The organism is Janthinobacterium sp. SUN120 (assembly GCF_030397735.1).
GTDB classification, from domain to species: Bacteria; Pseudomonadota; Gammaproteobacteria; order Burkholderiales; family Burkholderiaceae_D; genus Janthinobacterium; species Janthinobacterium kumbetense.
This window is the reverse complement of record NZ_JAPUBW010000002.1, coordinates 1,125,430-1,141,292: the sequence shown is the minus strand read 5'-3', so window position 1 is coordinate 1,141,292 and position 15,863 is coordinate 1,125,430. Positions and strand designations below refer to the sequence as shown.

12 protein-coding genes are annotated in these 15,863 nt (G+C 54.0%); 10 read left to right on the top strand and 2 right to left on the bottom strand.

What is annotated here, in order from left to right; genetic code table 11:
• Positions 1–217: 217 nt before the first annotated feature.
• Complete coding sequence (locus tag O0879_RS14805) at positions 218–1,459, bottom strand: lipopolysaccharide biosynthesis protein (RefSeq protein ID WP_289917103.1); 1,242 nt, start codon at positions 1,457–1,459, stop codon at positions 218–220.
• Between the two features lie 102 nt (positions 1,460–1,561).
• Positions 1,562–3,469, bottom strand: a complete 1,908-nt coding sequence (locus tag O0879_RS14800) for a nucleoside-diphosphate sugar epimerase/dehydratase (protein WP_289917101.1) — start codon at positions 3,467–3,469, stop codon at positions 1,562–1,564.
• Positions 3,470–4,069: 600 nt separating this feature from the next.
• Here O0879_RS14800 and O0879_RS14795 point away from each other — a divergent pair.
• The 10 genes from O0879_RS14795 (at position 4,070) to O0879_RS14750 (ending at position 15,296) form a co-directional block, all read left to right on the top strand.
• On the top strand, positions 4,070–5,398 hold the full coding sequence (locus O0879_RS14795) for a nucleotide sugar dehydrogenase (protein WP_289917099.1): 1,329 nt from the start codon (positions 4,070–4,072) through the stop codon (positions 5,396–5,398).
• Between the two features lie 17 nt (positions 5,399–5,415).
• Positions 5,416–6,477, top strand: coding sequence for a Gfo/Idh/MocA family oxidoreductase (locus tag O0879_RS14790; RefSeq protein WP_289917098.1), 1,062 nt, complete (start codon positions 5,416–5,418; stop codon positions 6,475–6,477).
• Position 6,478: 1 nt separating this feature from the next.
• The gene (locus O0879_RS14785) at positions 6,479–7,057 is read left to right on the top strand and encodes an acyltransferase (RefSeq protein WP_289917096.1); all 579 of its coding nucleotides are present in this window, start codon (positions 6,479–6,481) and stop codon (positions 7,055–7,057) included.
• 17 nt (positions 7,058–7,074) lie between these two features.
• Positions 7,075–8,151, top strand: coding sequence for a DegT/DnrJ/EryC1/StrS family aminotransferase (locus tag O0879_RS14780; RefSeq protein WP_289917095.1), 1,077 nt, complete (start codon positions 7,075–7,077; stop codon positions 8,149–8,151).
• A 9-nt stretch (positions 8,152–8,160) separates the two neighbouring features.
• Positions 8,161–9,423: a hypothetical protein gene (locus O0879_RS14775; RefSeq protein ID WP_289917093.1), complete on the top strand. Its 1,263-nt coding sequence runs from the start codon at positions 8,161–8,163 to the stop codon at positions 9,421–9,423.
• 18 nt (positions 9,424–9,441) lie between these two features.
• Positions 9,442–10,770, top strand: a complete 1,329-nt coding sequence (locus tag O0879_RS14770; protein WP_289917092.1) for a hypothetical protein — start codon at positions 9,442–9,444, stop codon at positions 10,768–10,770.
• Entirely contained in the window at positions 10,767–11,861 is a 1,095-nt protein-coding gene (locus O0879_RS14765; protein ID WP_289917089.1) for a glycosyltransferase, read from the top strand. The genes O0879_RS14770 and O0879_RS14765 overlap by 4 nt, the downstream gene beginning before the upstream one ends.
• Positions 11,862–12,201: 340 nt before the next feature.
• Positions 12,202–13,452 (top strand): glycosyltransferase family 4 protein, encoded by a 1,251-nt coding sequence (locus O0879_RS14760; protein WP_289917088.1) that lies wholly within the window; start codon positions 12,202–12,204, stop codon positions 13,450–13,452.
• 99 nt (positions 13,453–13,551) lie between these two features.
• Positions 13,552–14,709 carry a DegT/DnrJ/EryC1/StrS family aminotransferase gene (locus O0879_RS14755; RefSeq protein ID WP_289917086.1) on the top strand — a complete coding sequence of 386 codons (1,158 nt, stop codon included), beginning with the start codon at positions 13,552–13,554 and terminating at the stop codon, positions 14,707–14,709.
• A complete protein-coding gene (locus O0879_RS14750; RefSeq protein ID WP_289917881.1) occupies positions 14,706–15,296 on the top strand; it encodes a sugar transferase in 591 nt (196 codons plus the stop codon). The genes O0879_RS14755 and O0879_RS14750 overlap by 4 nt, the downstream gene beginning before the upstream one ends.
• Positions 15,297–15,863: the final 567 nt, after the last annotated feature.

Here is a 15,863-nt window from a genome sequence, read left to right as displayed (position 1 = left end):
GTATCGACTAGCGCGCCATCGCATCAGGCATTTTCATGCCAATGCGATGGCGCGTTTTGCATTTTGGCACGCACTGAATGGTGCTGAACGGCGGGAAAAATAGGGGGGGGCACCGGCTTTTAATCAAGCAGCGCTAGAGGGGGCCTGTTTGCCAGTCCGGCAGGCCGGACTGGGTAATCTTGCGACAGATGAATACCATGCTGCCGGCATCACATTCTTAGTCAGCTAACTGCTCGCGGTTCGCTATCCACCATTGCCGCCCCAGTGCAATTAGGCAGCCGAGGAAGAGACCGAGCAAGGCACTTATTACTAGGGATGTTGACAATCGGGTCGTACGGTTTTCGGGCAAACTCGGGCCGGCGATGAAGCGGCTTTTTTCCAGATACAGATTGAGCGAGTTCTGATTCTCGACGGTGATTTTGTTGTACACCTCCTTGACCAGTTCGTCATTCAAATCTTTGGATTTGAAGGCGCGCTCCTTGCTGCCTTCCAGTGCACGTAGCACTGCTTCGCCTGATTTGTTGGCATCGAGTGTTGCTTTTGCACTATCGTAGTAATCACGCAACAAAAGATATTGTTGCTGTTCCCGTTTAGCCTGATAAATGGCTTCTTCTGCCGCACTGGCTTCGACCTCGGCACTCATCAGTTGCGTCACTGGCGACAGGTAGCGCGAGTTTTCATCCGTCACGGTGACGACTTGCGATGTGTTTTGCACGTCGGCCTTGGGGTAGCGCGCGACGATTTGTTTGAGGTCCTTGATGCGCCTGCCGTATTCCGCCAGTTTCTGCTTGCTGCCAATGATGTCATTGTCAAGTTTGGTGATTTTTGCTGTAATTTCTAGATGCTTGAAGCGTAGCGAGTCCGTATAAATCAGGTAAACAATCGTGTCCATGGTATAACGGCCTAGCAGGGCGACGATACGTTGCGCCTCTTCAGGGGTGCTGGCATCGTAGTTGATGCGCAAACCGATCACATTATTGCTGTTTTCCTTCGGCTGCTCCATCAAATCCTTGGCATCGAGTTTGGTAAACGGGAAAATGGGCTCGATGATGGCATTTAAGTTTTTTTCGCTGGTGATGTTCTTGCGCAGACTAGCGATGCCTGGAGTATTGTCGAGTTTGGCGGCATGTACAAAGTCATCGAAACGGCCGCTACTGCCAAATGCTGCCGAATAGCGCTTGTAGTCGCTGAGCTGAATGCCGAAGGCGGCTTCCTTGACGTCTTTTGTCTTTGCCGTTTTTTCTGGCTGCAAGGGGATGGGGCCGCCAAATTGCAGGAACCCTTCACTCTTGTACTTGGCCCAATACACTGTGCTGCTCACACCCAGTGCGATGCAGGCCACGGTCATGCCAATAATCATGCGACGCGCGTGCCACAGCGTACTCAGAAGCTCTGTTGGTGAAATCAGCGAGCCATCCTGTTTGGTAGTGCGTTGAGTGAACTTTTCCTGCGTTTCCATATGGTTTCTCAAATTGTGTGTGGATGAATAATATGCCCGAAGGAGCCAATCAGGCCTTTTGCCAGGCAGCCGGCGTGGTATTTCTCCCGGGCTGCGTTCCAATCAGTGCGACGCCTGCGTTTTGTTTTTTTCGGACCAGATCAAATCTTCAATACCGCATTGTGGCGAATATTCCTTCACCGCCTTCAGTAGTGCCATGCGCACATCTTCATAGGCGAAACGCGTACAGGCATCGTCGAGTTCGCGCAGCAGTAGCTGTAATTCGGCGTGCGGAATTTCAGATTCCTGAGCGCGCATGATCAGCGGGTGCTCGGTGCCTTCGACATTGTCGCCGATGAGTAGTTCTTCGTATAGCTTCTCACCGGGCCGCAGGCCGACATGGACGATTTCGATGCCGTCCGGGGCCGACTTGCTCTTTACTTCCAGCCCGCTCAGATGCACCATGCGTTCGGCCAGATCCACGATCTTGACGGGTTCACCCATGTCAAGCACGAAGACGTCACCGCCTTCTCCCATGGCGCCAGCTTGCAGCACTAATTGCGCCGCTTCAGGAATGGTCATGAAATAGCGTGTGATCTCGGGATGCGTCAGGGTAATGGGGCCACCTGCCATGATCTGTTTGCGGAAGAGCGGCACAACCGAGCCGGATGATCCTAGTACGTTGCCAAAGCGCACCATGCAAAAACGCGTCTTGCCGCGTTCCTGTGCAAATGCCTGCAAAATCAGTTCCGCCAGGCGTTTTGTCGAGCCCATCACATTCGTCGGACGTACGGCCTTGTCTGTTGAAATCAGGACGAAGCATTTGACGCCTGCGTCCATTGCCGCGCGTGCGATACTTAAGGTGCCAAAGACATTGTTGCGCACGCCTTCAATCGGATTGTGCTCGACCAATGGCACATGTTTATAGGCTGCCGCGTGATATACGGTTTCGACCTGGAAAGTGCGCAAGATCATCGCGCACTTTTCCGTATCCAGTACGGAGCCAAGAAAGGGCACCAACTCGAGTTCCAGCCCTTGCGCGTGCTTGAGTCCCTTCAATTCCTGCTTGATTGAGTACAGTGCGAATTCGGACATTTCCAGAAGTATGAGTCTGGAGGGGCGCAGGCGGATGATCTGACGGCACAGTTCGGAACCGATCGATCCGCCCGCACCAGTCACCAATACCGATTTTCCGGTGATGCAAGTGGCGACCAGATCTGTGTCCGGAGCCACCTGATCACGTCCCAGCAAGTCCTCTATCTCAATGTCGCGTACGTCCTGCAGGCGAAGCTCACCGTTGACGAGGCTGGCAACAGGTGGTGTCACCTTGATCTTGACCTTGAGGGGTTCGATTTTGTCGAGAATGTGTTTCTGCTGGCTCTTCGGTATCGATGGCATGGCCAGCAGGACTTCGCTGATGTTCAGTTTTCCGATCAATTTGGGCAGACTCGAGGGCGGATAAACCCGGATGCCGGCAATCGAGGCGCCTTGCAGTTCGGTTTTGTCGTCGATAATGGCAACCGGAAGGTACTCACGGCCGCCACGCAGAACACTTGCCAGTTGGGATCCGGCCTTGCCGGCGCCATAAATGGCTACGCGTACGGCCTGTTTAGGGCCTTTTACGTGCAATAGAAAGCCGCGGGTCAGAAAGCGACTGGCCACGACGTAAGTAATTGCGCTAATCCAGTAAATACCGAAGACGCCGCGCGAAAGTCCCGCCATGTGAGTGACGAACGCGGCCAGCGCCACCAGGCTGGCAACCGACAAGGTGACGCCAAGAATGACGACGTAGACGATCTTTTGGTCAATGAAACGTATCACGGCCCGATACAAGCCGAGACGGATGAAAATAGGGATTGAAACCAGGGGGGCTGCAATTATGAGCCATAAGTAACTGCGGTAAACGTCAGTATTGATGACGTCATACCTGAGGATAATTGCCAAACAAAAAGTTAAAGGTAACAAGAAAAAATCTGCCGTTATGGCGATAATTTGTTTTTGGAATCTGGATAAATCAAGAAATATTTTCATTTTACTCACTGATGAGTCGCCGGGTAGTCAATTTGCAGGTAATCGACCCGAACAATTTCATGTGCTTTCATATATATAATGAATGGAGACTCATTTGCCGACTGGCGGATTGGGGTATCGAGTCCGTGCGCGCATGGCGATGGTGCAACTGCTCTGTGGCCTCGATCTTTGTGGTGCCGTGAATCTATAGGCCTGATACATCTGTAGGGGGAGCTGCGCGCGGCAGATATTTTCGAGCTGTGATGATAGCGTGCCGGGGGCGGTTCTGCAATGAGCATCAGGCGTGCGCGGATGCAGAAATGCTTGTGTTACCATAAAAAAGTGTAACTTTATGTGACCAAATGGAGCCTGAATTTTCCTGCTTACAGTAGTAAAAGCGTCACATTAGTCCATGGCGCGCCCCTGTGTTGCCGCCCTTTTCCGCCTCGAGGTCTATCCAGATAGGCTCGGAGTCGTTATACTGGATCACCCTTTTACAATCTGGCTCTCCTCTTTCTTTATATCATCTTTCTTTCTTGATGTCCTAACGTGCGGCACGTGTCCGTTTCGTTTTTTCGGGTGGTGTAATTGTTGTAATTATCTAAGAATTTAAACCTAAAAATGAACGATAGCAAAAACAAGAAGTTTCTAAATCAACTTATTTCGAAATTCGAAAATGGCAATGCGGTTATCGGCATTGTGGGTTTGGGCTATGTTGGTCTGCCTTTGATGCTGCGTTATGCCGATGTCGGTTTCAAAGTGCTGGGTATCGATATCGATATGGTCAAGGTTGATAAGCTGAATCAAGGGATCAGTTACATCGAGCATATCTCCGCCGAATCCATCAGTGAGGCGCGTGCCAAGGGTTTCGAGGCTACCACTGATTTTTCGCGCGCCACTGAGGCTGATGCGTTGATTATCTGCGTGCCCACTCCGCTGAACGATTACCGTGAGCCAGACCTGAGCTATGTCCTGAATACAACAGAAGCGCTGGTGCCGCATATGCGTGCAGGTCAGATCGTTTCACTGGAAAGCACCACCTACCCTGGAACCACCGATGAGGAGCTCAAGCCGCGTATCGAGGCAGGCGGTTTCACGGTCGGTGAAGAGGTGTTTCTGGTGTTCTCGCCCGAGCGCGAAGATCCGGGCAACCAACATTTTGAAACCCGTACTATTCCGAAAATTTGCGGCGGCACTACCGAAGCCTGCCAGCAGGCTGGCATTGCACTTTACAGCCCAGCCATCGATACCGTCGTGCCGGTCAGCTCGACGCGCGCGGCCGAGTTGACTAAGTTGCTGGAAAATATACACCGTGCCGTCAATATCGGTTTGGTCAATGAAATGAAAATCATTGCCGACAAGATGGATATCGACATTCATGAAGTCATTCGTGCCGCAGCCACCAAACCCTTCGGCTTTACGGCCTATTATCCCGGCCCCGGCCTGGGTGGTCACTGCATCCCGATCGACCCGTTCTACCTGACGTGGAAAGCACGTCAATATGGTCTGCATACCCGCTTCATTGAACTGGCGGGCGAGATTAACAGCGACATGCCGCATTGGGTCATCAGCAAGCTGGCCGATGCCCTCAATGATCGCTCGCGTTCGATCAAGGGCAGCAAGGTGCTGGTCCTGGGTATTGCTTACAAGAAGAACGTGGACGATATGCGCGAGTCGCCATCGGTGGAATTGATGGAGATCCTGCGCGACAAGGGCGCCGATATCGCTTACTCGGATCCGCACGTGCCGGTCTTCCCGAAGATGCGCGAACACCATTTTGACTTGTCCAGTGTTGCACTGACCGCCGCCACAATCGCGTCCTATGATGTGGTGCTGCTGGCCACCGATCACCGTGCCTTTGATTATGCCTTGATTCAGGAGCACGCGAAATTGATCGTCGATACGCGTGGTGTCTACCTGACGCCGGCATCCAATGTTGTCAAAGCCTAATTCCGAAAGATTATTGAATGCGCCATTTTCCACCTCCGGTCACTGACCGCAAGATCCGCTTTGCCCTGGTCGGCTGCGGACGCATTGCCAAAAATCATTTCGGGGCGATCCAGCAGCATGCTGACCGATGCGAACTCGTCGGCGTGTGTGACATTAGTCCGCAAGCGCTGGCTGAAGCTGCCGCTAGTACGGGCGCCACGCCTTATACCAGTCTGACCGAGATGCTCGCGCATTGCCAGGCTGACGCGTTTATTCTGACGACACCGTCTGGCATGCATCCGGAGCAGGCGATCCAGATTGCCGAGGCTGGCTACAGCGTTATCACCGAAAAGCCGATGGCAACCCGCTGGGATGATGCCAAGCGTATGGTCGAAGCCTGTGATGCCGCCAACGTGCGCTTGTTTGTTGTGAAACAAAATCGCCGCAATGCGACCTTGCAGTTGCTTAAGAAGGCCGTCGAGGAAAAACGTTTTGGCCGTATTTACATGGTGAACCTGAACGTTTTTTGGACCCGCCCTCAGGAATACTATGACAGCGCGAAATGGCGTGGTACCTGGGAATACGACGGTGGCGCCTTCATGAATCAGGCCAGCCACTATGTCGACCTGATCGACTGGGTCATCGGCCCCGTCGAGAGTCTGCATGCCTACACCGCCACGCTGGAGCGTGACATCGAGGTCGAGGATACCGGCGTCATCAGTTTGCGCTGGCGTAATGGTGCGCTCGGTTCGATGAACGTGACCATGCTGACCTACCCCCGCAATCTGGAAGGCAGCATCACCATCCTGGGCGAAAAAGGCACAGTACGTATCGGCGGCGTTGCCGTCAACGAAGTGCAGCATTGGGAGTTTTCCGAGCCGCACCCGGATGACGAGAAGGTCAAGGAAGCCAGTTATCAAACCACGTCGGTGTATGGTTTTGGCCATCCGTTGTATTACGACAATGTCATCAAGGTCTTGCGTGGCGAAGCCGAACCTGAGACGGACGGCCGTGAAGGCTTGAAATCGATGGAAGTGCTGATCGCTACCTACCTTTCAGCGCGTGATGGCAAGCGTGTCGCACTGCCCTTGGAGTATTAAGATGGCGGCCACAGTACATTCCAGTGCAATCGTGGACACTGGTGCGACGCTTGGTGACGCTACCCGCGTCTGGCATTTCGTTCATGTTTGCGGTGGCGCACGCATCGGCGCAGGCTGTTCTTTGGGGCAAAACGTTTTTGTCGGCAATGACGTTGTCATTGGTAATAACGTCAAGATACAGAACAATGTCTCCGTGTACGATGCCGTGACCATCGAGGACGATGTGTTTTGTGGCCCCAGCATGGTATTTACGAATGTCTACAACCCGCGCTCTGCGGTAACCCGCAAGGATGAATACCGCAAGACGCTGGTCAAGCGCGGCGCCACGCTGGGCGCCAATTGCACCATTGTTTGTGGCAGTACAGTGGGTGCCTACGCTTTTGTCGGCGCCGGCGCCGTAATCAATCGTGACGTGCCGGACTTCGCCCTGATGGTGGGCGTGCCGGCGCGTCAGGTCGGCTGGATGAGCCGTTTCGGCGAACGGTTGGCGCTACCTATCGCCGGTGACGGCGAAACCGTTTGCGAGCACACCGGTGAGCGTTATACATTGCAAGATGGCATTTGCGCCTTAATCAACTAACTAACATAAAAGCCAACATGGAATTCATCGATCTCAAGGCGCAATACGTAGCCCTGCGTGACAAGGTTAACGCACGCATCCAGGCAGTTCTCGATCATGGCCAATATATTATGGGGCCGGAAGTCAAGGAGTTGGAAGGCAAGTTGCAGGAATATACAGGAGCGAAACACTGTATCACTGTGGCTTCTGGTACCGAAGCGCTATTGATTGCGCTGATGGCCATTGGCGTCAAACCGGGTGATGAAATCATCACCACACCATTTTCTTTCATCGCCACGGCTGAAGTGATCGTGCTGTTGGGGGCCAAGCCTGTATTTGTCGATATCGAACCTGACACTTGCAATATCAACGCGGCTCTGATCGAAGCTGCAATCACGCCACGCACGCGCGCCATCATGCCAGTTTCCTTGTATGGCCAACCGGCTGACATGGATGAGATCAATGCCATCGCGGCGCGTCATGATCTGGTGGTCATCGAAGACGCGGCGCAAAGCTTCGGCGCAACCTACAAGGGACGCAAGAGCTGCAACCTGTCGACGATAGGCTGCACGAGCTTTTTCCCGAGTAAGCCTTTGGGCTGTTATGGCGACGGCGGCGCTATTTTCACTAGTGACGATGAGCTTGCCCAAGCCATGCGTGAAATTCGGGTGCATGGTCAGTCGAAACGCTATGTGCACACGCGTATTGGTGTTGGCGGCCGTATGGACACGCTGCAATGTGCGGTGCTGCTTGCCAAGTTCGAGCGTTTTGAATGGGAAGTGGCGCAGCGGCTGGAAATTGGTCAGCGCTACAATGAATTGCTGAAAAACAAAGTCGAAACGGTCAGCCAGCGTGCCGATCGCAGCAGCGTGTACGGCCAGTTTACCGTGTTGGTCGAGTCGCGCGACGCTGTTCAGGAACGCTTGAAGGCAGCTGGAATTCCGACGGCGGTACATTATCCAGTGCCCATGCATTTGCAGCCAGCCTATGCCGGCTTCGGCGACAAGGGGGCCTATCCGCATGCCGAGCGCGCTGCACAGCGCGTGATGAGTCTGCCGATGGGGCCAGATTTGACTGCACAGGAGCAGGAACAGATCATCTCTGCGTTGGCATAAAGAGGGCGCATGAAGTTACAGCGGCAACTGGGGCTCGCGCTCTTGATTCAAGGCTTCGGTGTGGTTGCGACTTTCCTTGTCTCTGTAGTGATTTCACGTCGCTTTGGGCCCGAGGGGCAAGGTTATTTCAGTACTTACCGTTCGTGGATCGACTTGATCTCCGTGCTAGGCCTGTTTGGTTTTTCCCAGGCGCTGACCTTTCACATCAACGCAGGGCGGATCAGTCCGCGCCGCGCAGCCGGCCTGATCGCGCGTTATGGCCTTGCTCTGGCTGTGCTCCTGGTGCTGGTGGGAACGTTTGGCGGCGCATATTTGGCCCAAGTGACGGCATTAAGTCTGCGCGACGTATGGCTGATGTTTGCCTGCGCGCTGGCGATGGTGCTGCATGGATTGTTCCGCGCGGTCGCTCTGAGCAACTCCAGCCCGCTGCTGTTTAATCTGATTACAGCAAGCCCAGGCTTGATTTGCCTGCCGTTGATATTTTTCCTTGGCATCGGTAACGACTTCACAATCTTGCCCCAATTGCTTATGTGGAGTTTCGTCTGCGCTGCCTTGCTCGCCAGCGCCGAAGTGGGGCGAACGGCAGGTTTCGGCTTGCGTGAGGGCGGTGCGCTGGGGGCCGACTGCCGTATCCTGATGAAAGAGGGGGCTTGGTCCTTTATTCCAGCCATTACCACTACCATCGTGCCTGCACTGACCTTCTGGATGTTGGCCCGGGCCGCAGGCAGCCATATTGAGGCTGGCTATTTCGGTATGTCGCTACTGTTTTTGAATGCCATGGTGACTGCCTTGAATATGGTCGCACCGGTGTTATACAACCATTGGTCGAAGAAGGGCAATGGCGCCGCTGCGCAGGCCGAATATGAAAAGCTGGCGCTCGGTTGCAGTCTGTTGGGCATGCTGGCTCTTCCTCTCGGATGGTTGGCGCTACCACCTATGATTTCTCTGGTTTTTGGCGCCAGTTTCGCCCCTGCGGGTGCTTCGGCACTTTGCTTCATCGGCGCCAGTTTTTTTTGGCTGCACAATCGTATCTTGCCTCCGATGCTGATGGCACAAGGGCGTCATCAGAGTGTCGCCTATGCCAATATCGTGCGTTCGGTTTTCATCGTGTTGGCCATTCTTGTTTTGCGTCCGACCAGTGCCCGCGACATCGCGCTGTGTTGGGTGGCTGGAGAGGTGTGCTGCTTTGGCTATATGGCGTATTGCCTGAAGAATATTTTTAGCTGCAGTTACGGCCGCCTGATTGGCTTGCCGTCGGCCTTGCATACCTGACCAGGATCCGCTTCTACCATGATTTCTTTCCTGTCGGCATTGGTTCTCTTGCCCAGTATTCTGTATTCGATATCGAAATCCCGATACTATTCGATTTTATTGATGGCATTGTTTTATTACACGCTCTCGGTCAACGAGGCGTCCATCGAGGCCGCCTATGGTACTCGGGTGCTGTACGCAGGAATGCTGTTTCTATTTGCTTGCAATGTCCTGTTCTGCATATTTCTATACCTGCTGGGCGGCTGGCTTCTGCCGCGCAGCGGCTCTTATCGTAAGCTGGTTTTTGACGAACAGGACTGGAAACGGCTGTTTTTTTTGGTTACGGGGATATTTGTCATCATTGCGTTGATCAAGGCCCGTAATGGCCTCGATTTCTTGATGCTCAATTGGTCGGAGCAGCGTAGCGAAGGCCTGACTCTGCTCGATGGCGTATCCAATTTGCTAGGACTAGTGGCATTTTCCCTTGCACCCGTGTTCTATAAAAGCCGCATCAGATTTGTTTTTCTGGTGCTGTGTTGCCTGGGTGTTTTCATGGTAACCGGTTCGCGGGCCATGCTGTTCTGTCTTGGTGGCTATTTCTACTATGAGTTGTTTTTATCTGATCGCATCAGTTTTTCTCGCCGTCTGTACGTTTTGTTAGGTGGCGCAGTGGCGGCGCTGTCGATGCATGTACTGTCGCGCGCTGCGCGTGGCATCGGTCTGAGCGCCATGCTGAGCATGGATTTCTCCAGCCTGCTCGATGCGATTGGCAGCTCCGTTGACGGGGGCGGCCTTTTTGGCGGCGAAGACAATATCATGAAGTATTACTTTTACATCGTGCACAAGTACCTGGAAGGCTGGAGTGCGGGTCCAATGCCGACCCTGCATCGAGCCTTGCTTATTCTGTTGCCGCGCGAACTGGCCGATATTTCCCTCAAGCCGTTGGACGTAACCTATCAAGTCTGGACTGCGGCCTTGAACGATGGATTATTCAATGATAATCCTTGGCTAAAAGAAATGATCGATAGTTCGCATCAAGGCATTCCCGGGTCCCTTCACTTTTTGATTTGGGGTGATGCGTTGCTTAACGCTGGCTGGTTCGGCGCCCTTCTTTACCCGTTGCTATTCGCGTTTTTACTGACGGTGTTTGAATCGGTGCTGCAGCGGGCGCCGCCGGCCATGAGTGCAGTCCTGCTTGGACTTGGACTGCCTGCATTGCTGATGATTGCTCGTGGAAATATCGTGATCGGTCTCGGCTATATTATTTATACGCTGCCCCTCATTTATCTGATTTGCCGGTTGATGGAGTGGGGCGCTGCGGCTACGCCAAATTGGCAAAAAACTGACAACAACAAAAACGAAACATGAAAATAGCCATTCTTGGTCCAGGCAATTCGATCCATATCAGCCGCTGGTGCAATGCGATGGTGGAGCAGGGTATCGAAGTGCACTTGATTACACAACACGATTTTGATGCGCTTCAGTACTCTGATCGCGTACATGTTCATATGTTGCCTTACCGCGGCGGGAAGGGCTATTTTTTGAATCGACGCGCCCTGGGCAAGGTGCTCGCCGATCTGGCGCCGGACCTGCTCAATTGTCATTACGCTAGTGGCTACGGTACGCTGATGGCCGGTGTCTGGCGTGGATCTTCGCTGTTGTCGGTATGGGGCGCGGATGTCTACGAATTCCCCTATGAGTCGCGTTTCAAGATGTGGTTGATTAAGCGCAATTTACTGGCGGCCACCCGTATTGCGTCCACGAGCCATGTCATGGCGGAACAGACGCGCTCTTTATGCCCCCAGTTGGCGCCGATTTTTATCACGCCGTTTGGTATTGATACCACACGTTTCGTTCCCGTACAGAAAACGGATGATGCCCGCCTGGTGATTGGTACCGTCAAGACAATGGCCAGGAAGTACGGTATTGATATTCTGATCAAGGGCTACGCTCTGCTGAGGCAACGCTTACAGGCCGAAAAGGCCGATGATCTGCTGGGGCGTCTTGAACTGTTGCTGGTCGGTGGTGGTGCAGAGACTGCAGCACTGCAGGCGTTGGTCGAGCAACTCGGTCTTGGTGCGAGTGTTACTTTCACGGGTCAGGTTGATCATGCGGCCGTGCCGGACTGGCTGAACCGCCTGGATATCTATGTGGCGGCCAGTCGCAACGACAGTGAGAGCTTCGGTGTGGCCATATTGGAAGCGTCGAGTTGCGCGTTGCCGGTAGTAGTGTCTCGTATGGGCGGGCTGCCAGAAGTTGTTGCGGAAAACGAAACTGGCTTGATCATTCCAAACGAAAATCCACAAGCGTTGGCTGATGCCTTATATCAGTTGGTGCAAGACAGTGCCTTGCGTACACGTCTTGGCGTGGCGGGCCGCGCCAGAGTATGCCAGCAATTTTCCTGGGAGCATTGTGTAACATTGATGCGCGATGCTTACGTACAAACATTGGCGGGCTAAGTAGTTCAGCGGCGCAGGTAAAGCGGAAACGCCGGGGGGACTGTCCCTGTCGTAACCTCCCGGACGGGGATACTCCAGTGGGCAGGCAAGGTAGGTTTAATAATTTATTGAAGGAGCAGATGACATGGCTGATACCCAAAGAATAAAAACCTTGCAGGTGCTTGCATCCCGTAGCGGCGATGGTGAATTTGGCTATGGTGTAAACCAGAGCGAAATCTGTCAATGATGTCTGACACGCAGGACACAGGGGATTTTCTACCGAGGATCAATCGATACTGCGCCATTTTCCGCTGCTAACCCAGCTTGTTTCCTGATCAAGAAGAGTTTTTAGGTAGTTTTTATGAATATATTATTGATCAACCACTATGCCGGAAGTCCCCATTACGGCATGGAATATCGGCCCTATTATATGGCGCGTGAATGGGTGCGGGCGGGCCACCGCGTGCGCATCGTGGCCTCGGCGCAATCCCATGTGCGCGCCAGACAGCCTGCACTGGAAGGCGCTACGACACGACTAGAAACCATCGATGGTATTGAATATCTATGGTTTTCCGGTCCGCAGTATGCTGGTAACGGTTTGAAGCGTGTCTGGAACATTATGCGTTTCGTTGCTGACCTGTTTTTGCGGGGCCGTGACATAGACGCCTCGTTTACGCCCGATGTGGTGATCGCGTCGAGCACCTATCCCATGGATATCTGGCCGGCGCGGCGTATCGCGCAACGCGCCAAGGCCAAGCTGGTGTTCGAAGTTCATGATCTATGGCCATTGTCGCCGATGGAGCTGGGGGGAATGTCGAAATGGCACCCCTTCATCATGATGGTGGCGGCGGCGGAGGGATATGCTTATCGCCATGCAGATGCCGTCGTTTCCATGCTGCCGAAAGTGCGGACGTATATGGAGTCGCGCGGTATGCCGCCTGATCGCTTATATATCGTGCCAAATGGTATCGATCCGGACGAATGGCAGGCCGACAGTCCCCGTTTGCAGGCCGACGTTTATGAGCTACTGTCCGGTTTCAAGGCGCGTGGCCTGTCCATCGTCGGTTATGCTGGCACGCATGGCGTGGCGAATGCGATGGACGTTTTGTTGGATGCGGCCGCGTGTATCGATGACGACCGCGTCGTGTTCGTACTCGTTGGTGGTGGGCCTGACAAGGAAGCGCTCAGGCAAAGGGCTGCGGCGGAACACTTGAGTAATGTGTTTTTCGTCGATCCGGTCAAGAAGGAGCAGATTCCTGCCTTGCTGGAGTGGTTCGATATTGCTTATATCGGTTGGCATCGGCAGCCGCTTTACCGTTTCGGTATTTCTCCGAACAAATTGATGGACTATATGATGGCCGCGCGGCCGATTTTGCATGCTGTTGAAGCGGGAAATGATCCTGTTGGCGAGGCTGGTTGCGGCCTGACCGTGGCGCCTGAGGATCCGCGCGAGATCGTGCGCGGCATCCACGCTTTACTGAAATTTAGCGTGGACGAACGAACCGCGATGGGGCAGCGGGGTAGGCAATTCGTATTGGGAAACCATACCTATCCGGTGCTGGCACGGCGTTTCGTCGATGCGTTCGGCCAGTCGGCCGAGGCGCGTGAATAATGGCATTACAATCCTTATTCGTTATTATTTCCAACCACAATCGCTGCACCCCTTAAGAAGGTATTGCGGCGTCGCAAAACAAGAGACTTTGAGACCTATATGACAGAGCAAAAATTTTTACCATTCGCCCTACCTGAAATCGGCGATGAAGAAATCCAGGAAGTCGTCGAGTGCCTGCGTTCCGGCTGGGTGACCACAGGCCCGAAGACCAAGCAGTTCGAACAGGATTTCGCCGCCTATATCGGCAATGGCGTCGAGGCGATCGCTGTCAATTCGGCCACCGCAGGTTTGCACCTGGCCCTGGAGGCGCTCGGCGTCGGTCCTGGCGATGAAGTGATTGTTCCAACCATGACGTTTACCGCCACGGCCGAAGTGGTGCGCTACATGGGGGCCGATCCGGTTTTTGTCGATACCGACCCGGTCACGCTGAACCTGTCGCTGGAGGCGATTCGTGCTGCCATTACACCACGCACGAAAGTCATCATGCCGGTTCATTACGCCGGCTTGGCCTGCGATATGGACGCCATCCTGACGTTGGCGCGTGAGCACAAATTGCGTGTCGTTGAAGATGCTGCGCACGCATTCCCAACGCGCTATAAAGGACGCTTGATCGGCACGCTGGACAGTGACGTTACCGTGTTCAGTTTCTATGCCAACAAGACGATGACCACAGGTGAGGGCGGCATGGTCGTCACGCGTGACGCCGACATCGCCACTCGCATCAAAATGATGCGTATTCACGGTATCAGCCGCGATGCCTTTGATCGTTTCGTTTCGAAGACGCCGGCCTGGGCCTACGAAGTGGTCGCACCTGGTTACAAATACAATCTGACCGATATCGCGTCCGCGATGGGCATCCACCAGTTGCGCAAGATCAATGCGTTTTCGGCACGCCGCCAGCAACTCGCGCGGCGCTATTTTGAGGGGTTGGCGGATCTGCCGTTGTTGCTGCCGGCAGAGGCTGCCGATGGTGGCGAACATGCCTGGCACCTGTACGTCGTGCGCTTGACCTCTGCGGCGCCGATTGGCCGCAATGAGCTGATCCAGAAGCTGTCCGATCACGGTATCGGCACCAGCGTCCATTACATTCCGCTGCACCGTCATCCTTACTGGCGTGATACGTATCATCTTGCGCCGGAACAGTTCCCCGAGGCGGAGGCGGCCTATCATGCGATGGTCAGTTTGCCTTTGTATACGGCCATGACGGACGAGGATCAGGAACGCGTGATCCGCACGCTGCGCGAGTTGCTGTGCTGATCAAGCGTATTTTCGATGTCATCGCGGCGCTGTGCGGCTTGCTGCTGCTGGCGCCGTTGCTGGTGCTGATTGCCGTGTGGGTGAAGGTGGACTCCGCAGGGCCGGTGTTTTTCCGCCAAGAACGGGTAGGACAGTATGGTGTCCTGTTTCGCATTTTTAAGTTCCGTACGATGACGGTCGGCACGGAAGCGCAGGGGCAGATCACCATCGGACGCGACGCGCGTATTACTGGTGTCGGCCACCGGCTGCGTCACTATAAACTTGACGAGTTGCCGCAACTGCTCAATGTGTTCATCGGCGACATGAGCCTGGTCGGGCCGCGGCCGGAAGTGCCGAAGTACGTGGCGCTGTATACGCATGCGCAGCGCGAACTGGTGCTTTCCGTCAAACCGGGAATCACGGATCTAGCCTCGATCACCTATCGTGATGAAAATCGCCTGCTGGGTGAGTCGGTCGATCCGGAGCGCACTTATATCGAGGAAGTCATGCCAGTCAAGCTGCGCTTTTATGAAGAGTATGTGCGCCAGCGCTCCTTAGCCTTGGACATACGTATCATTTTCATGACGATCGGCAAGTTGATTCGCTGATGTGCCTTTCCGGGCTACCTGCGGGTCTTTCTCTACTTGAAGACCCTTCCCATTCCCCTCCGTGTGAGGGGAATGTCGTTTCTGCGCCGCTTGGCATGAGGACTATATGCAGGGCCGTATAGTGCTTATGCGCGAGGGCGTGATTTGTGCCGCCGTCCATGCATGTAATTCCAGTTTGCAATCAGACTTGCCTTCATATATTTTCGTACAATGACTTCTATCAGGCAAAAGAGCAGCGTGGTCGCGAAATAGATGGGCTATATTCTTAGAAACCGATAGTCCAGAACTGGAAAGTATTGTCCAGTGCGAGGCGGCATTTTGTGTGGAGAGCACCAGGATAAAGCCGCTCTGCATGAAAAACAGATCGACGGCCTTGGGCTCGGATGCAAAAAACCACTGTGAAGTGGCATTATCAGACCCGACAGGCACATGCGATGTGGTGTGGTGAATTGCGAGATAATCGCCGCCAAACCGCGTAATGCCTGGATAAATCGCATCTGGGTCTGGCTGGTGGATTTCAAAGTGACAGTGAGGATAAAAGCTTAAGCATGTCAGCCCGCCGCTTCA